Source organism: Nonomuraea sp. NPDC050394 (assembly GCF_044459065.1).
GTDB lineage: Bacteria > Actinomycetota > Actinomycetes > Streptosporangiales > Streptosporangiaceae > Nonomuraea.
Genome location: NZ_JBITIO010000007.1, coordinates 112276 through 128341, shown reverse-complemented (window position 1 = coordinate 128341; position 16066 = coordinate 112276). Strand labels below are relative to the sequence as shown.

General features: G+C 71.6%; 15 protein-coding genes. 6 read left to right on the top strand and 9 right to left on the bottom strand.

What is annotated here, in order from left to right; translation table 11 throughout:
• Positions 1 to 47 precede the first annotated feature (47 nt).
• A complete protein-coding gene (locus tag ACIBKY_RS27300; protein ID WP_397100737.1) occupies positions 48 to 1211 on the top strand; it encodes a hypothetical protein in 1164 nt (387 codons plus the stop codon).
• A 180-nt stretch (positions 1212 to 1391) separates the two neighbouring features.
• Here ACIBKY_RS27300 and ACIBKY_RS27295 read toward each other — a convergent pair whose 3' ends face one another.
• Together ACIBKY_RS27295 and ACIBKY_RS27290 are read right to left on the bottom strand one after the other, a co-directional pair.
• Entirely contained in the window at positions 1392 to 2543 is a 1152-nt protein-coding gene (locus tag ACIBKY_RS27295; protein ID WP_397100735.1) for a copper resistance D family protein, read from the bottom strand.
• Complete coding sequence (locus tag ACIBKY_RS27290) at positions 2540 to 3160, bottom strand: copper resistance protein CopC (RefSeq protein WP_397100733.1); 621 nt, start codon at positions 3158 to 3160, stop codon at positions 2540 to 2542. Before ACIBKY_RS27290 ends, ACIBKY_RS27295 begins: the two co-directional genes overlap by 4 nt.
• A gap of 50 nt (positions 3161 to 3210) precedes the next feature.
• Here ACIBKY_RS27290 and ACIBKY_RS27285 point away from each other — a divergent pair, with 50 nt between their 5' ends.
• Both ACIBKY_RS27285 and ACIBKY_RS27280 read left to right on the top strand, forming a co-directional pair.
• Complete coding sequence (locus ACIBKY_RS27285; RefSeq protein WP_397100731.1) at positions 3211 to 3969, top strand: class I SAM-dependent methyltransferase; 759 nt, start codon at positions 3211 to 3213, stop codon at positions 3967 to 3969.
• 57 nt (positions 3970 to 4026) lie between these two features.
• Complete coding sequence (locus tag ACIBKY_RS27280; protein WP_397100729.1) at positions 4027 to 5706, top strand: beta-galactosidase family protein; 1680 nt, start codon at positions 4027 to 4029, stop codon at positions 5704 to 5706.
• A gap of 173 nt (positions 5707 to 5879) precedes the next feature.
• On the opposite strand, the gene ACIBKY_RS27275 is transcribed toward ACIBKY_RS27280, so the two are convergent.
• The 6 genes from ACIBKY_RS27275 to ACIBKY_RS27250 form a co-directional block, all read right to left on the bottom strand.
• Entirely contained in the window at positions 5880 to 6089 is a 210-nt protein-coding gene (locus ACIBKY_RS27275; protein WP_397100728.1) for a hypothetical protein, read from the bottom strand.
• Positions 6090 to 6114: 25 nt separating this feature from the next.
• Positions 6115 to 6975 (bottom strand): SDR family NAD(P)-dependent oxidoreductase, encoded by an 861-nt coding sequence (locus ACIBKY_RS27270; RefSeq protein ID WP_397100727.1) that lies wholly within the window; start codon positions 6973 to 6975, stop codon positions 6115 to 6117.
• Positions 6972 to 7955 carry a diiron oxygenase gene (locus ACIBKY_RS27265; RefSeq protein ID WP_397100725.1) on the bottom strand — a complete coding sequence of 328 codons (984 nt, stop codon included), beginning with the start codon at positions 7953 to 7955 and terminating at the stop codon, positions 6972 to 6974. Before ACIBKY_RS27265 ends, ACIBKY_RS27270 begins: the two co-directional genes overlap by 4 nt.
• A gap of 68 nt (positions 7956 to 8023) precedes the next feature.
• On the bottom strand, positions 8024 to 8623 hold the full coding sequence (locus ACIBKY_RS27260) for a TetR/AcrR family transcriptional regulator (RefSeq protein WP_397100723.1): 600 nt from the start codon (positions 8621 to 8623) through the stop codon (positions 8024 to 8026).
• A gap of 14 nt (positions 8624 to 8637) precedes the next feature.
• The gene (locus ACIBKY_RS27255) at positions 8638 to 9966 is read right to left on the bottom strand and encodes a sensor histidine kinase (protein WP_397100721.1); all 1329 of its coding nucleotides are present in this window, start codon (positions 9964 to 9966) and stop codon (positions 8638 to 8640) included.
• Between the two features lie 34 nt (positions 9967 to 10000).
• Positions 10001 to 11308 (bottom strand): sensor histidine kinase, encoded by a 1308-nt coding sequence (locus ACIBKY_RS27250; protein WP_397100719.1) that lies wholly within the window; start codon positions 11306 to 11308, stop codon positions 10001 to 10003.
• Positions 11309 to 11500: 192 nt separating this feature from the next.
• Between ACIBKY_RS27250 and ACIBKY_RS27245 the strand changes: the two genes are divergently transcribed.
• Genes ACIBKY_RS27245 through ACIBKY_RS27235 form a run of 3 tightly spaced genes read left to right on the top strand, consistent with a single transcriptional unit; the run spans position 11501 to position 15068 of the window.
• Entirely contained in the window at positions 11501 to 12637 is a 1137-nt protein-coding gene (locus ACIBKY_RS27245) for an acyl-CoA dehydrogenase family protein (protein WP_397100717.1), read from the top strand.
• Positions 12634 to 13620 (top strand): acyl-CoA dehydrogenase family protein, encoded by a 987-nt coding sequence (locus ACIBKY_RS27240; RefSeq protein ID WP_397100715.1) that lies wholly within the window; start codon positions 12634 to 12636, stop codon positions 13618 to 13620. The genes ACIBKY_RS27245 and ACIBKY_RS27240 overlap by 4 nt, the downstream gene beginning before the upstream one ends.
• Positions 13620 to 15068, top strand: a complete 1449-nt coding sequence (locus tag ACIBKY_RS27235) for an AMP-binding protein (RefSeq protein ID WP_397100713.1) — start codon at positions 13620 to 13622, stop codon at positions 15066 to 15068. The genes ACIBKY_RS27240 and ACIBKY_RS27235 overlap by 1 nt, the downstream gene beginning before the upstream one ends.
• Here ACIBKY_RS27235 and ACIBKY_RS27230 read toward each other — a convergent pair whose 3' ends face one another.
• Entirely contained in the window at positions 15069 to 16064 is a 996-nt protein-coding gene (locus tag ACIBKY_RS27230) for a carboxymuconolactone decarboxylase family protein (protein WP_397100711.1), read from the bottom strand. It abuts the gene before it with no gap.
• Positions 16065 to 16066 lie beyond the last annotated feature (2 nt).

The following is a 16066-nucleotide window of genomic DNA, read 5'->3' as shown; positions in this document are numbered from 1 at the left end:
TTGTGTCCGATTGCGATGTGGGTAAAGGCCGGGCAAGATTTCGTGCCGTGAAACGAGCAGTAATGATCAAGGACTGGGCTCTGCCGTACTGGACCAGAGGCCAGGCGGGGCGCGAGACGCCACCGGACCTCTTCCGGGTTCTCTACTACGGTTGGCTGGCGGCGTTCTCACTCAAGCTGCTCGGCTCGGCCTGGGACGTCTCCTGGCACTTCAAGTGGCTGCGCGACGATCTTGCCCCGCCGCACCTGCTGAACTCGGCCGGCACGGTCCTCGCCCTGGCCCTCACCATCGTCCACGGCTACACCGGTTACGGCGTCGACAGGACGGCGCTGCGGCTCATCCAGTGGGGGACCGGGATCTTCCTGGTGGCGGTCCCGCTCGACCTGATCAACCACCGCGTCAACGGCCTCGACATCACCTCGTGGAGCCCGTCGCACATCCTGCTGTACGTGGGCACGTTCTTCATGATCGCCGGGGTGATCCGGGGCTGGTTCACCGGGGCGCCGCCCGGCCGGGAGCGGACCGTGGTGCTGGGCGCGTTCTTCGCGTTCTTCCTGGAGAACGTGCACTTCCCCGAGCAGCACCAGGAGTACGGCGTGCTGTCCATCGGCGCCTGGGACAACAACTCCGCCTACGCCGAGCCGATCCTTCTGCAGTTCGCCGCCGACCAGATGGGGCGGGAGATCGACCGGACCACCATGGTCGGCTTCTCGCTGCCGGTGCCGGACGCGCTCTATCCCGTCTACGCCGTCGTCATCGGCATGACCGTGCTGGCCGTCGCCCGGCTGATGATCGGCCGCTTCGGCAGCGCCACGCTGGTCGCACTCGCGTACGTGGGGTTCAGGACGCTCGTGTGGCCGATGCTGACCGCCACCGGGTTCCCGCCGTCGGCGGTGCCGTTCTTCCTGGTCGCCGGGGCGATCGCGGTGGACCTGGCGTTCGCGATCAGGATGCCGGTGGTGCGCGCCGTCGCCGGGACCGTCCTCGCGACCGCGGCCGTCTACGGAGGGCTGATCGCGCAGAGCGCGCTCATGGGTGGCGTGTACGGCACGCTCAACGGCATGGAAGGCCTCCTGGGCGCCCCGCCTCTGGCCACGGCGTCGGCGATCTGGGCGGGAGCGGGCCTGCTGGCCGCCTGGCTGGCCTGCGAATGGTTCGTCAACCGCTTCGCACTCCACCCCCTCGGACGCCGCGACGCCGTACCCGCCTGAGCGCGGCGGCGGGCCGCGCGCCCGCCCCCATGCCCAGCCTGCCGCGCGGGGTTGCGCTCGGCTGGGCTTTCCGCTGGGCCCTGCGGGGTTTGTGTCCGCGCGGGTGTTTCGTGGGCCCTGCGGGGTTTGTGTCCGCGTAAGTCTTTCGTGGGTCGTGCGGGGTTGTGTCTGTCTGGGTGCTCAGCCGATCGAGGCTCGGGTGATGGCGACGGCGACGCCGTAGGCCAGGCCCATCACGGCCACCTCCGCGCTCGCCCAGCCGACCACGGAGGTGGCCTTTCCCGCGGCGATGCCGGGCAGCAGGCGCCACCTGATGTGCGCGGCCAGCGGAACCAGCAGCGCGGTCAGGGCGACCTTGGTGACGACGAGCAGGCCGTACTCGGTGGTCAGGATCGCGCCCGGCAGCTCCACACCCGGCGTCAGCGCCAGCGTGCCGAGGCCGCTGACCAGTCCGGACGCCGCCACCAGCACCAACGCGAGCGTCGCCAGCCGGGAGAACCTGGGCAGCGCCGTCGCCAGCAGGTCGCGGCGCGGCGCCAGGAACACCACGGTGGCCAGCAGCCCGCCGGTCCAGGCGGCGGCGCCGATCACGTGCAGCTCCATCGAGATCATGATCGGGTCGTGCCAGACGGAGTCGACCGCGTGCCCGGTCACCGGGATCGGCAGCAGCCCGAACGCCGCCACCACGATCCGCAGCTCCGCCGGCACCTTCTCGCCGAACCGCACGGCCATCAGCCCGATCCCCGCCGCCGCCAGCGCGCACGCGGCGCTGAACAGCAGCCCCTGGCCGGTGCCCACACCGTTCACGTAGGCGGTGATCATGCCGAGGGTGGGGACGCCGCCCGGGTTGAGCTCGGCGGCCTGGAAGACGATGGTGACCAGCGCGCAGATCGCCCACGCCCAGGCGGCGGTGACGGCCAGCGGGCGCACCCGGCGCAGGACCGGCTCGGTGCGCTCCGGCTCGTCGAACCCGAGCAGCTTGGGCAGCAGGCTCAGCCCGACCGTCGCCACGGCGGCCACGTCGAGCAGCACCCGCACGACCGGCAGCCCGAAGGCCACCACCGGCCCCGGCAGCACGATGCCCGGCACCGCCTCCTGGGCGGTCACCGTGCTCGCCACCACCGCCGAGGCGACGGCGGCCAGCACGAACACCCCGGCCATCCCCCGCACCCCGGCCGCCCCGGCCGCCTCACGCATCCCGGCCCCGGCCGTCTCACGCACCTCGGCCGTCTCATGCACCTCGGCCGTCTCATGCACCTCGGCCGTCTCACGCATCTCGGCCGGACCGTGCTCGGTGTCCGTAGCGCTCTTGCGCCCCGGTGTGGCGCTCATACCCGTGTGCCCTTGTCGCCCGGTGCCGGTGCCGGTGCCGGTGCCCGGGTCTCGGGTGAGGCGGGCTGGGTGCTTCGGCGCAGGGCGATCACGGTTCCGGCCGCGAGCAGCAGCAGGGCGCCGACGATCCAGACGACCGCCATCCCGGCCCCGCCGTTGGCCGCCGCCTCCGCCGCCCGCGCGCTGAGGTCGGCCCCCGTCACCGCGGCGGCTCCGGGCCGCCCATCGCCGGGCGGCGCCTCACCCCCGGGGGCGGACAGCTTGAGGGTGAAACGCACCTGCCCGGTCACCGGGTGCCCGTCCGAGGACAGGATCCGGTAGCCGACCACGTACGCGCCGTCCGCGGTCAGCGCCTTCAGCGGTACGCTCACCCGCTCCTTGGCCACCACCGTCGCGCCCGCGGTCAGCGCCTCGCCACCCGGCCCGGTCAGGCCGATCTGCGCGTAGCCCTGCCGTACCGGCTGGTCGAAGACGAGTGTGACCCGCTGCGGCGCGGCGGTGAGCACCGCGTCCGCACGGGGATCGCTGGAGACCAGCACGTTGTGCGCCTGCGCTGGAGCGATCCAGCCGCCGACCGCCGCACAGGCGAGCAGCAGGACCGTGAGAAGCCGCCTCACCGATCTTGACCTTCCCTCGAACACCTCGAAACCCGTCTATGGTCCCACCTATGGATGACCTGTTCGGCGGTGCCGCCCCCTATTACGCCAGACACCGCGCCGACCACGGCGACGCGGCGATCGGCCGGCTGGCCGCGGCGTTCGGTCCGCGGGCCACCGTGCTCGATCTGGGCTGCGGCCCCGGCACGGTGGCGATCCCGCTGTCGGGGCAGGTGGCGGGGGTGCTGGCGGTCGATCCGGCGGAGGAGATGCTGGCCGAGGGGCGCAGGCTCGGCGCCGGGCGGGCGAACATCCGGTGGCTGGCCGGCGATTCGACCACGTTGCGGGAACTGCCGGGCTTCGGCCACGTGGTGATGGGCCGCTCCTTTCATTGGATGGACCGGCGGACGGTCCTCGCCGACCTGGACGACCTGCTGCCGCCGGACGGGATCGTCGCGCTGGTGGGCCCGACGCGCGACCACGAGAACCTGCCGTGGGAGCCGGTGACGCGGCGGGTGCGGGAGGAGTTCGGGGTGAACGGGCTGACCGCCCGCGACTCCTTTCAGGCCAGCGGCAAGCACCACGACGAGGTGCTGGCCGACTCGCCGTTCGGGGATCTGGAGTCGGAGGTTTTCACCTGGCGGCGCGACCGGGACCAGGACGACGTGATCGGCCTGCAGCTGTCCTACTCCTACTCGGCGCCCGCCCGCCTCGGCGAGCGCCGGGACGCCTTCGTCGGCGCGCTGCGCGCCGCCCTGGCCGCGGCGAACCCGTCGGGCCGCTGGGTGGAGGAGGTCCGCACGCAGGTCCTGCTCGCCCGCCGTCCCTGAGCACAAATGCTCTAAAGTACGGCGAAGCAAACCGCTATCGGCAAAAAGGAACCGGCGATGAAGGTGCTCAGCGGAGCCATGCACTACTTCCGGACGCTGCCCCGTCAGTGGCCGGACCGGCTGGGCAAGCTGCGGGCGATGGGTGTGGACACGGTCGAGACGTACGTGCCGTGGAACCTGCACGAGCCGCGCCCCGGCCGCTTCGACTTCACCGGCCTGGCCGACGTGGAGGGCTTCTTCCTGGCGGCGGGGGAGGCCGGGCTGAAGGTCATCGTGCGGCCGGGGCCGTACATCTGCGCCGAGTGGGAGAACGGCGGGCTGCCGTCATGGCTGCCCGGCCCCTACCGCTGCCACGATCCGCGCTTCCTGGAACCGGTCGACCGCTTCTTCGACGAGCTGATCCCGCGCATCGCCGCCCACCAGGCGACCAGGGGCGGCAACGTCGTCATGGTGCAGGTGGAGAACGAGTACGGCTCCTACGGCACCGATCCCGTCTACCTGCGCCACCTGGCCGACGGCCTGGTACGGCGCGGCATCGACGTCCCGTTGTTCACCTCCGACGGCGCCACGGACCTGATGCTGACCGGCGGCACACTGCCCGGAGTCCTGGCCACGGCCAACTTCGGCAGCGGGGCCGAGCGGCAGTTCGAGGCGCTTGCGCGGCACCGGCCGGACGACGACCCGTTCTGCATGGAGTTCTGGAACGGCTGGTTCGACCACTACGGCGAGCAGCACCACACGCGCGACCCGCGGGACGCCGCCCAGGCCCTGGAGGAGATCCTGGAGCGCGGTTCTGTCAACTTCTACATGGCCGTCGGCGGCACCAACTTCGGCTTCTGGGCCGGGGCCAACACCGACGGCGACACCTACCAGCCGACCGTCACCTCCTACGACTACGACGCGCCGATCTCGGAGAGCGGGGCGCTGACGCCGAAGTTCTGGGCCTACCGGGAGGCGCTGGGCCGTCACGCCGACCTGCCGCCGGTGCCCGAGAGCGTCCGGGAGACGTTGCCGCCGCACCGGGTGGAACTGGGCGGACGGCTGGCGCTGCTCGACTGCCTGGACGTGCTCTCGGCCGGGACCGTGCGCAGCGCGGCCACGCGTACGTTCGAGGAGCTCGGCCAGGACTACGGCCTGGCCGTCTACCGCACCCGGATCCCCGGGCCGCGCGGCGACGCGCTGCGGGTGCGCGTCAGGGGGCTGCGCGACCGGGCGAACGTGCTCGTGGACGGCGCCGTCGCCGGGGTGCTGGAGCGCGACGGGGACTCGGCCGTGGAGGTCAAGACGCCCGCGGAGGGCGCGGAGCTGACGCTGGTGGTCGAGGCGATGGGCCGCGTCAACTACGGCCCGCTGGTGGGTGAGCGCAAGGGCGTCCTGGACGGCGTTCAGCACGACCAGCAGTACCTGTTCGGCTGGGAGATCGACCCCGTGCCGCTGTCCGACGTCTCGGCGCTGCCGTGGGGGCGCGCGTCCGCTTCGGAGGGCCCGGCCTTCCACCGCGGCACCCTCCACGTCGAACGGCCGGCGGACGGCTTCCTCGCGCTGCCCGGCTGGGTCAAGGGGCACGTGTGGGTCAACGGCTTCCACCTCGGCCGCTACTGGGACAAGGGCCCGCAGGTCACCCTGTACCTGCCGTGGCCGCTGTTGCATGAGGGCGCCAACGAGATCGTCGTGCTGGAGATGGACGGCGCGCCCGGGGACGCCCGCGTCGAACTGCGGCCGGAGCCCCAGCTCTAGCCTGCGTACCGGTCCCGGGCTGGAGGGCCCGGGACCGGCCTCTCGGTTCCACCCCCACGTGACGCGCGGCCGCTCGGGGTGCCGGCCGCGCCGCTCGTTGGAACCGGAGGCGCCCCCAGGTGGGCGGTGGGGGCGCCCCGGCGTTCCCTAGGTGGCGGCCTAGGGCGTCCAGGTCAGCTCTTGGTGCCGCCGCGCTGGCCGCGGCGCAGGGGAAGGGACTGCTTGGCCAGCCGCCGCGAGAGTGCGCCGCCCGACGCGGTGCGTTCCGTGGTTCCCCGCGAGGCCGCCCTGACCTTCGCGAAGAGTTTCGGCGTCTCCACCTCCGACCGCCGGCCGGTACTGTCCTCGTGCTGCTCGCGCGACTGGCGCGACTTGGAACTCACACGGAACACCTCCCCCGATTTATGGCTATATGTCCGTTTTGTCGGGAAGTGAAACGTTGCCGGGAGGGGAAACGCGCAGACGTCGCACGGCCAGCGCCGCCGCCCGCACGGCGCCCGCCGGGAACATCCTGGCCCCGCGCCACGCCATCCGCCCCGAGGCCGGAGCCACGATGAGCGCCCGGTCGCGCGCCACCCCGCGCAGGATGTCGCGCGACAGCGCGTCCACCGAGTACAGCCGCCCCTGGGCCCGCACCGCCGCGCTCCTGGCTCGCCGGCCCATCTCGGTCTCCGGCAGTCCCGGGTTGGCGTGGTCGAGCAGCGGCGTGTCGGTGAACCCCGGGCACACCACGCTCACCCGCACGCCCCGCGCCGCCGCCTCCGCCCGCAACGCCAGCGACAGCCCGACCACCGCGTGCTTGGTGGTGGTGTACGGCAGCATGAACGGCGCCGGCACCAGCCCCGCCATCGACGCGGTGTTGACCAGATGCCCGAACCCCTGTTCCAGCATGATCGGGTACGCCGCGTGCACCCCGTGGACCACGCCGCGCAGGTTCACGTCGACGGCCTTGTCCCAGTGCGCCAGGGACAGTTCCTCGGTGGCGCCCCCGATGGCGATGCCCGCGTTGTTGAACACGAAGTCGAGCCGCCCGCGCTCCTGCCGTACCCGATGGAAGAGGGCGGCCACGGCCTCGGCGTCGGTGACGTCGAGCGGGGCGAAGTCCAGCCCGAACTCCGCCGCCACCCGCTTGCCCGCCGCCTCGTCGAGATCGGCGATCGTCACCGCCACGCCCCGCCGGGACAGGTCACGGGCGAGCGCCCGCCCGATTCCGGACGCGCCTCCGGTGACGATCGCGCACGTGACCCGCCCGGCGGGCAAGGGGCTCACGCGCTCTTCCCGCTCGGCGCCCAGATGCCCATGACCTGCCAGATCCGCCGGGTGAGCGGGTTGACCAGGCCGACGTCCACGCAGAGCTCGCGGGTCTTGCCGACCGAGTCGCGGATCTCCGCGGCCGCGGCCTGGCTGTCGGTGTAGACCTCCCTGACCACGTGCGGCGGGACGTTGAAGCGCTTGATCATCGGGCCGGGCGGGGCCAGCATGATCCGGGCCATGATGCCCAGGATGATCGGCGAGATGATCCCCAGCAGCAGCCTGCGGTGGCGGGGCATGCGCGGCACCCGGTTGCGCAGGTAGTGCCGGGCGAAGGAGATGTGCCTGGCCTCCTCCGCGATGTGGATGCGCATGATCGTCTCTTCCAGCGGGTGGTGTTTCCTGCCGTCCTTGAGCATCTTGCGCTGCACGTGGTCGATGGGGTCCTCGCCGCCGAGCACGAAGATGAAGAACAGCTCGGTGGAGATCAGCGGGATCCACGGCGCCACCTGGGCGATGAGGCTGAGCGGCCCCGGCATGCCGCGTACCGGCATCTTCGTGCGGTTCACGAACTCCTGGAACATCATCCCGTGATGTCCCTCTTCGATGGTCTCGTGGTAGACGTAGCGGAACTCGGGCGCGCCGTTGGGCAGGCGGTAGGCGTAGTTGAGCAGGCCCCGCTTGAGCAGGTTCTCGAACTGCAGCCCGATCTTCATCGCGGTGGCCACCCTGAACAGCCCGATCCGCGCCCTGACCTCGGGGGAGCGGGAGCGGTACCAGGCGTGCGCGCCCAGCTTGTCGACCTCGGGCAGTTCCCAGCGCGGGTCGTCCTGTTCGATCAGGAACTCGGGGTCGTCCCAGGGGATGTCCTTGTACGGCTCCCAATGCTTGTCGACCGAGGCCTTCGAGAGGCGATGGATGACCGTCTCGTAGGCACTGCGGTCGGCGACCGTCTCATCGGATTCCCGTGCGGCGGTAGAGCTCGGTGCGGCTGTCATCGCAGGCACTCCTCTCCTCGCCACGTAATTGTACGGAGCATCCAATAGCGAGGGAAGAGTGACCCGGCTCACACGTCGTCGACCGTCAGGCCCACCTCCATCGCGGCAGCCGTACGGACGAGCTGGAGGACCTTTCGGCGGGAGATGAGCTTGTCGTGCACGTGCAGCTGTACGGCGAGGCCGTCGATCATCGCGAAGATCCGCCAGCTGGAGGCCTCGGGATCGGCACAGGTGAACTCGCCGCACTCGACCCCGGCCGCGATGATCTCCTTGAGCACGGTCCTGCCGTGCACGTCCATGCGGCGGGTGGTGGCCTCAAGCTCGGGGTTGCGCATCGACTCCGACCAGGCGTCGATCCAGATGCGCCAGCCCGCGGCCGAGGTGCCCGGCGAGCTCAGCCTGATCAGCGCGCGCAGCCGCTCCTTCGGCGGGTGCGGCGAGCGCTCGATCTTGCCGATCGCGTTCAGATGTTGCCTGGCCGCGTAGGCGAAGGCCTCGGCGATCAGCTGTTCCTTCGTCTCGAAGTGGTAGAACAGCAACGCCTGGCTCACGCCCGCCGCGCGGGCGATGTCGAGGGTCCGGGTATGCCCGAACCCACGGGCCGCAATCACCTCGCAGGCCGTCTTGAGGAGATCCTCACGTCGTAATCGGCTGAAACCCCGTGTCACAGCCGAGAACTCTATTACCCTCGGTAACCATCAGCGAGTGGGATCCGCAGGACAAACCGGGCACCGTGGGTCGAATCCTCGATCGTGAGCGTCCCGTCGTGGCTCGTGGCGATCTCCCGGGCGATCGGCAGACCCAGTCCCGTGCCGCCCGCGTCGCGGTTGCGGGAGGCGTCCAACCGGGTGAAACGCCGGAAGACCACCTCGCGCTGATCGGGCGCGATGCCGTCCCCGTCGTCCAGCACCTCCAGTACGGCCTGCCCGCCCTCGGCCCGAACCGTGATCGTTATCGACTCGTCGGCATGGCGCTCGGCGTTGTCGACGAGATTCGTCAGCAGGCGGGCCAGCCGTACCCGGTCGCCCATGACCGTCGCGCCCGGCTCCAGCGAGGTGGCCACCTGCTTCGACCTGGGCCGCCCCGACTCGGCCGCCACCAGTTCACCCAGGTCCACCCGCTCGGTACGGCCCGGTGCCCCCGCCTCCAGCCTGGCCAGCGTGAGCAGGTCGCCGACGATGGCCTGCAGACGGTCCAGGCTGGTCAGCACCTCCCTGGCCGTCCGCGGCCAGTCGGTCTCGTCCGGGTAGAGCAGCGCCTCCTCGACCTGGGCGCGCATGGCGGTGATCGGGCTGCGCAGGTCGTGGGAGGCGTCGGAGGCGAACCTGCGCTGCTGCTCCACCGCCACCTCCAGCCGGTCGAGGGTGTCGTTGACGGTCTCGGCCAGGTCGTCCAGCTCGTCGCGGCGCGGCGAGCGCGGCACCCGGCGGCCCAGGTCGGTCGCGGTGATCTCGGCCAGCTCGGTCTTGATGTCCTTGACCGGCCGCAGGGCGTTGCCGACCGCCGCCCACGCCACCACCGAGCTGGGCACGGTGAGCACGAGCGCGCCGGCCAGCAGGCCGAGGGCGTAGAGCGGGCTGATGTACCACGGGATGTCGGGGCCGAAGGCGTAGGCCATCCAGTAGTTGCCGTCCACGCTGACGCGGAAGCCCACGGTGGTCAGGCAGGGATTGCCGGGCAGCAGCCTGGTGCAGGTGGTGGTCGCCACCCGGCCGTCGTCCTCGGTGGGCTTCAGGTTGGTCAGCGGCGGCAGGCCGAGGAGCCGCTTGCTGGCCTGCCGTACCTTGGCCTCGTTGTCGACGACCTGCAGGGCGTCGATCTCCTCGGTGGGCGTGACGGACTTGAGTTCGCCGACGGGCGCGAAGCGCTCGACGTTGAAGGCGACGCGGCGGGCCGCCTTGGCCACCCGCTCGGTAACGTAGTCGCTGATCACCACGTGCACCAGCGGCGTGACGAGGATGGCCACGACGAGGTTGAGCACGAGCGCGTTGCCCGCCGCGATCGCCGTCATCCGGCTTCTCACCGACCATCGGGTGAACACCTGGTCACGGCTCCCTGAGTGGCAGTGAGAGCACGAAGCGGGCGCCGCGCGCGGAATCGCCGATGGTGAGCGTGCCGTGGTGGCTGGAGGCGATCTCCCGGGCGATCGGCAGGCCGAGACCGGTGCCGCCGGCGTCGCGGTTGCGGGAGGCGTCCAGCCGGGTGAAGCGCCGGAAGACGATGTCGCGCTGGTCGCGCGCGATGCCCGCGCCGTCGTCCAGGATCTCCAGTACGGCCCGGCCGTCCTGCTCGCGCACGGTGATGGTGATGGTGTGGTCGGCGTGCCGCTCGGCGTTGTCGATGAGGTTGGTCAGCAGGCGGGCCAGCCGTAGCCGGTCGCCGGTGACGACCACGCCCGGGTCCAGGGAGGTGACGACCTTCTTGACCCTCGGCCGGATGGTCTCGGAAACGACGAGGTCGGCCAGGTCGACCGGCTCCTTGGCCCCGGAGGCGCCGGCGTCGAGCTTGGCCAGCGTGAGCAGGTCGGTGACGATGGCCTGCAGCCGGTCCAGGCTGCCGACGATCGCCTCGGCGGTGCGCGGCCAGTCGGCGCTGTCGGGGTAGAGCAGCGCCTCCTCGACCTGGGCGCGCATGGCGGTGATCGGGCTGCGCAGGTCGTGGGAGGCGTCGGAGGCGAACCTGCGCTGCTGCTCGACGGCGGTCTGCAGGCGGTCCAGCGTCTCGTTGGCGGTGAGGGCGAGGGCGCGGATCTCGTCGTGCGTGATCGGCACCGGCACCCGCTGGCCCAGGTCGGTGGCGGTGATGTCGGACAGCTTGGAGCGGATGGCGTCCACCGGCGCCAGCGTGTTGGCCACGACCTTCCACGTGCCGAACGCCACCAGCACGGTCAGCGCGATCGAGATGCCGATGAGGAAGGCGAGCACGCTCAGGTGCACGTACCAGGGCACGACGGGGCCGACCGTGTAGACGTACCAGTCTCCGTCCGGCTCGTACACCCGGAAGGTCGACACCACCATGCACTGGCCGGGGTAGGCGGACAGGTCGCATTCCACGCTGATGTTGGCGGAGTTGTCGGCGGTGGGCGTGGTGCCGGAGACGCGCGGCTTGCCCTTGAGGTTGGGCGAGGAGGCGACCACTTTCCCGTCGCTGTTGAGCACCTGCAGGGCGCCGCCGGGCTCGGGCGCCATGGTGGTCGGCAGCGTGCCCCGCTTGATCAGGTGGACCACGCGCAGCGCGGCGCCGACGACCTCGTTGGCCCGGTACTCCTCGGCGGTCTCCCTGATGGCGACCAGCACGAACGTGTTGACCACGAGGCACAGCAAAGCGATGGTGAAGCTCGCGAAGAGCGTCAACCTTCCCCGTACCGAACCCCGAAAGCGCGCTATCACGTCCTCCCCCGTGATCAGGTGATCACACTAGGTGCCCTCATCTCTAATCAACGGAGATTCATCGATAAATCCGGACAAAACGACGCCAGAGCAATGCTCTATGAATGCGACTTCGGGCTAGTTAGAGTAAGTGAGCACTGATGCCAAGGAGACGATGTGAACCTTGATGAGTATCGGCGCGAGGCCCGTGCCTGGCTGGCGGAGAACGCCCGGGAGGACGATCCGAAGGCCTTCATGGCCAGGCTCCACGACGCCGGATACTCCGGCATCACCTGGCCGGAGCAGTGGGGCGGGCAGGGCCTGACCCAGGCGGAGGAACGCGCCTTCGCCGCCGAGGCCCGCCACCACAACCTGCCCACCTACGTCTTCTCGATCGGCCTGGGCATGTGCGGCCCGACCATCCTCGACCGCGGCAGCGACGAGCAGCGCGCCCGCTTCCTGCGCCCGCTGCTGCGCGGCGAGCACGTGTGGTGCCAGCTCTTCTCCGAGCCCGGCGCCGGCAGCGACGTGGCCAGCCTCCAGACCAAGGCCGAGCGCGACGGCGACGGCTGGGTCGTCAACGGCCAGAAGGTCTGGACCTCGGTGGCCCAGCACGCCGACTGGGGCCTGCTGCTGGCCAGGACCGACGTGGACGTGCCCAAGCACAAGGGCCTGACCATGTTCGCCGTCGACATGCACCACCCCGGCGTCACCGTCAAGCCGCTCAAGGACATGACCGGCCACGCCCGGTTCAACGAGATCTTCTTCGACGACGTGACCATCCCCGACGCCGACCGCATCGGCGAGGTCAACGACGGCTGGGGCGTCGCCGTCACCACCCTCCTGCACGAGCGCCTGTCGATCTCCGCCGGCGTCGGCATGAGCGGCCAGCGCGACAACCCCGTCTCCTTCGAGGCCCTGCGCGACAAACTCGACACCGGCGACCCCTACGTCCGTGACCAGCTCGTCGAGCTGCACATCCGCTCCCGCGCGCTGTCGCTGTTCAACCAGCGCCTGTCGCAGGAGACCAGGGCCGGCGTCTTCCCCGGCGCCCGCGGCAGCGCCGCCAAGCTGCTGCTGGCCGAGCTGACCATGTTCCAGGCCGACCTCGCCACCTCCCTCGCCGGACCCGGCGCGGTCACCGACGACGGCCTGTCCCAGGCGATCGCGCTGGCGCCCGCGCTGGCCCTCGGCGGCGGCACCAACGAGATCATGCGCAACATCGTCGGCGACCGGGTGCTCGGGCTGCCGCCGGAGCCGCGCGTGGACAAGACCGTGCCGTTCAAGGACCTGAAGGTGGGGACCCAGTCGTGAAGCTCGTGCTCAGCCAGGAGCAGCAGGACCTGCGCGCCGCCGTACGGTCCTTCCTCGCCGCCGCCTCGCCGCTCGCGCGGGTGCGTCGCGACATGGAGTCGCCAGAGGGGTACTCCCGCGAGGTCTACGCGCGCCTTTCCGGCGAGCTCGGGCTCACCGGCCTGATCGTCCCCGAGGAGTACGGCGGAGCCGGCGCCGGCCACGCCGAGCTCGCGGTCGTCCTGGAGGAGACCGGCGCCGCCCTGCTGCCCGGCCCCTTCCTGGCCACCACCTTCGCCGCCATCGCGCTGACCCGGGCGGGCGACAAGGAACTGCTGCCCGCCATCGCCGACGGCAGCCTCGTCGCCACCTACGCCGCCGACGCCGGCCACGTGCCCAACGGCATGGAGGCCGGCCTCATCCTGCTGGACGGCGGGGGCGAGCTGCGGGCCGTACCGGCTGAGGAGACCAGCAGGGAGCCGCTGGAGACGCTCGACCTCACGCGGCGCCAGGCGCGGGTCACCGCGCCGCCCGGCAGGCTGGTCACCGACGACCCCGAGACGCTGGCCGCCATCCGCGACCTGCAGGCCGTCGCCCTCGCGGCCGAGCAGCTCGGCGTGATCAGGGCCGCGCTGGAGGCCATCGTCGCCTACGCCAAGGTCCGCGTCGCCTTCGGCCGCTACATCGGCTCCTACCAGGGCGTGAAGCACAAGCTGGCCGACATGCACGGCAAGCTCGAACAGGCCGAGTCGATCGTCCGCTACGCCGCCTGGGCCGGCGACGAGTCGCCCGCCGACCTGCCGGAGGCCGCCGCGCTCGCCCAGGCCTACGTCGGCCGGGCCTGCTTCGAGGTGGCCCGCGACCACCTGCTGCTGCACGGCGGCATCGGCTTCACCTGGGAGCACGACGCCCACCTGTACTACAAGCGCGCCAAGGCCGACGAGGTCCTGCTCGGCCCGCCCCGCCGCCACCGCACCCGTCTCGCCGAGCTGCTGGAGCTGTGATGGACCTCAGCCAGACCCCGGGGTTCTACGCCATCGCGGCGGCCGACCCCGGCCGCACCGCCGTGATCGACGTGGACGGCGCCGCCACCAGCTACGGCGACCTGCTCACCCGCGTCAACCAGGTCTCCCACGGCCTGCGCGCCCGCGGCCTGGGCAACGGGGACGTGGTCGCCGGCATCCTGCGCAACGGCATCGACGCGGTCGTCATGCTCATGGCCACCGGCCAGATCGGGCTGTACTACGTGCCGATCAACTGGCACCTGACCGAGCCCGAGGCCGACTACATCATCCAGGACTGCGACGCCAAGGTCGTGGTGACCGGCCCCGCGGACGTGGCGAGCCTGGCCGAGGGCCGCCCCGGCACCGCCCCGCAGGACCGCACCTCGGGCGCCGTCATGTGGTACACCTCCGGCACCACCGGCTTCCCCAAGGGCGTGCAGCGCCCGCTGCCCGGCGCGGAGCCGGAGGCGATCGTCCCGCTGTACGTATGGTTCCTGGGCGAGGTGTGCGACCTGCTGCCGGGCGACGGCGTGCACCTGGTGACCTCGCCCATGTACCACTCCTCGCCGTGCGCCCACACCCAGTTCGCCCTCCACCTCGGCCACACCGTCGTCATCGCCCCGCGCTTCGAGCCGGAGCCGATCCTGGCCCTGGTCGAGCGGTACCGGGTCACCAACGCGATGATGGTGCCGACCATGTTCCACCGGATGCTCCAGCTCCCTGACGAGGTCAGGAAGCGCTACGACCTCAGCTCGCTGGGCCAGGTCATCCACACCGCCGCCGCCTGCCCGGTCGCCGTCAAGAAGGGCATCCTCGACTGGTGGGGCCCGGTCCTCTACGAGTACTACGGCTCGACGGAGTCCGCGATCGCCTTCTCCGTCAAGCCGCACGACTGGCTGGCCCGGCCGGGCACGGTGGGCCGCCCCGCCCCCACGTTCGAGGCCAAGATCCTCGACGAGGAGGGCGGGGAGCTCCCGCCCGGCGAGCCCGGCATGATCTACGTCAAGTCGACCCTCGGCACGTTCGAGTACCGCAAGGACCCGGCCAAGACCGCCGCCAGCATGCGCGGCGAGTGGTACACCCCCGGCGACATCGGCTACTTCGACGAGGACGGCTTCCTGTTCCTGTGCGACCGCCGCACAGACCTCATCGTCTCCGGCGGCGTCAACATCTACCCCGCCGAGATCGAGGCGGCGATCCTGGAGCACCCGGCCGTGGCCGACGTCGCGGTCATCGGCGTGCCGGACGAGGAGTGGGGGCACAACGTCGTCGCCCTCGTCCAGCCGCACGCCCCCATCACCGCCGACGCCCTCCTGACCCATCTGGAGCCGCGCCTGGCCCGCTTCAAGCACCCGAAGGTGATCGAGTTCCGCGAACAACTGCCCCGCACGCCGACCGGCAAGCTGTCCAGGAGCAAGGTCAGGGAGGAGTACCTGGCCGCCCGCTGATCAGCTCGCCGCCGCCGGGCTGAAGCTCCGCTCGGCGTGCCGTACCGCCGTCACGGCGCCGAAGGCCAGCAGCCGGACCAGGCTCGCGTCGGTGTGCGGCCACGCCGCCACGTCCCCCTCGGTGATCCGGTACGGCGCCAGCGCCGCCAGCAGGGCCAGCCGCGTGGGCGCCACCTCGGCGGCGGGCAGCCCGGACAGGGCGTCGGCCAGCCAGGAGCCGCCCATGGGCGGATGGCCGCCGTCCCAGCGGGTCACGGCCTGCGCCACGCGCTCCGGGTACGTCAGGAGGGCGCCGCCCTGCCCGGCGACCTCGGTCAGCGCGGCGTAGGCCGTACCGGCGGGGGAGCCGTGCGCCCAGGCGGGCGCGGCGGCGCGGAGTTCGTCCGGGGATCGGGGCGCGGCGGTGTGCGGTGGCTCCAGGAGCCGCAGGCTCTCGCCGGGCGGCAGCAGCCGCCGGGCGGGCCGGGCCAGAGTACGGCCCGCCGCCCTGCGCACCAGCCGGGTCTTCTGCAGTCCCCCGGGCAGCACGTCGGGCGTGTGCAGGGCGGTGACCATGCGGTTGATGAAGTGGAAGACCAGCGCCGTCCCCAGCAGCTCCGGCGCGTCCGGGGCGTCGCGGGTCTCGCCCGTCGCCCAGGCGTACAAGGCCGCCTGGCGCGGCTCGGCCGGTCTGCCGCCCGCCAGCAGGGTCTCGGCCAGGGCGTGGTCGCCGGTCGCGTGCAGGAACAGGGTGTGGGCGCCCACGCAGTACGGGCACCGGTTGGCCGTCGACACGCCCAGCGCGACGACCTCCCGCTCCGTCCTGGACAGCGGTCCCGCCATCAGCGACTCCCTGAGCAGCGACCAGGTGGCGGCCAGCAGGGCGGGCACGGACGACAGGGCCATCAACGCGGGCATGCGGGTCAGTCCCACGTCGGCGGCCTGCCGGCGGTAGACCTCGGCGACCAGGCCCGTGGCGGCCTTCGGCTCGACCGGGCTGATGTGCAGGAATCCCATGC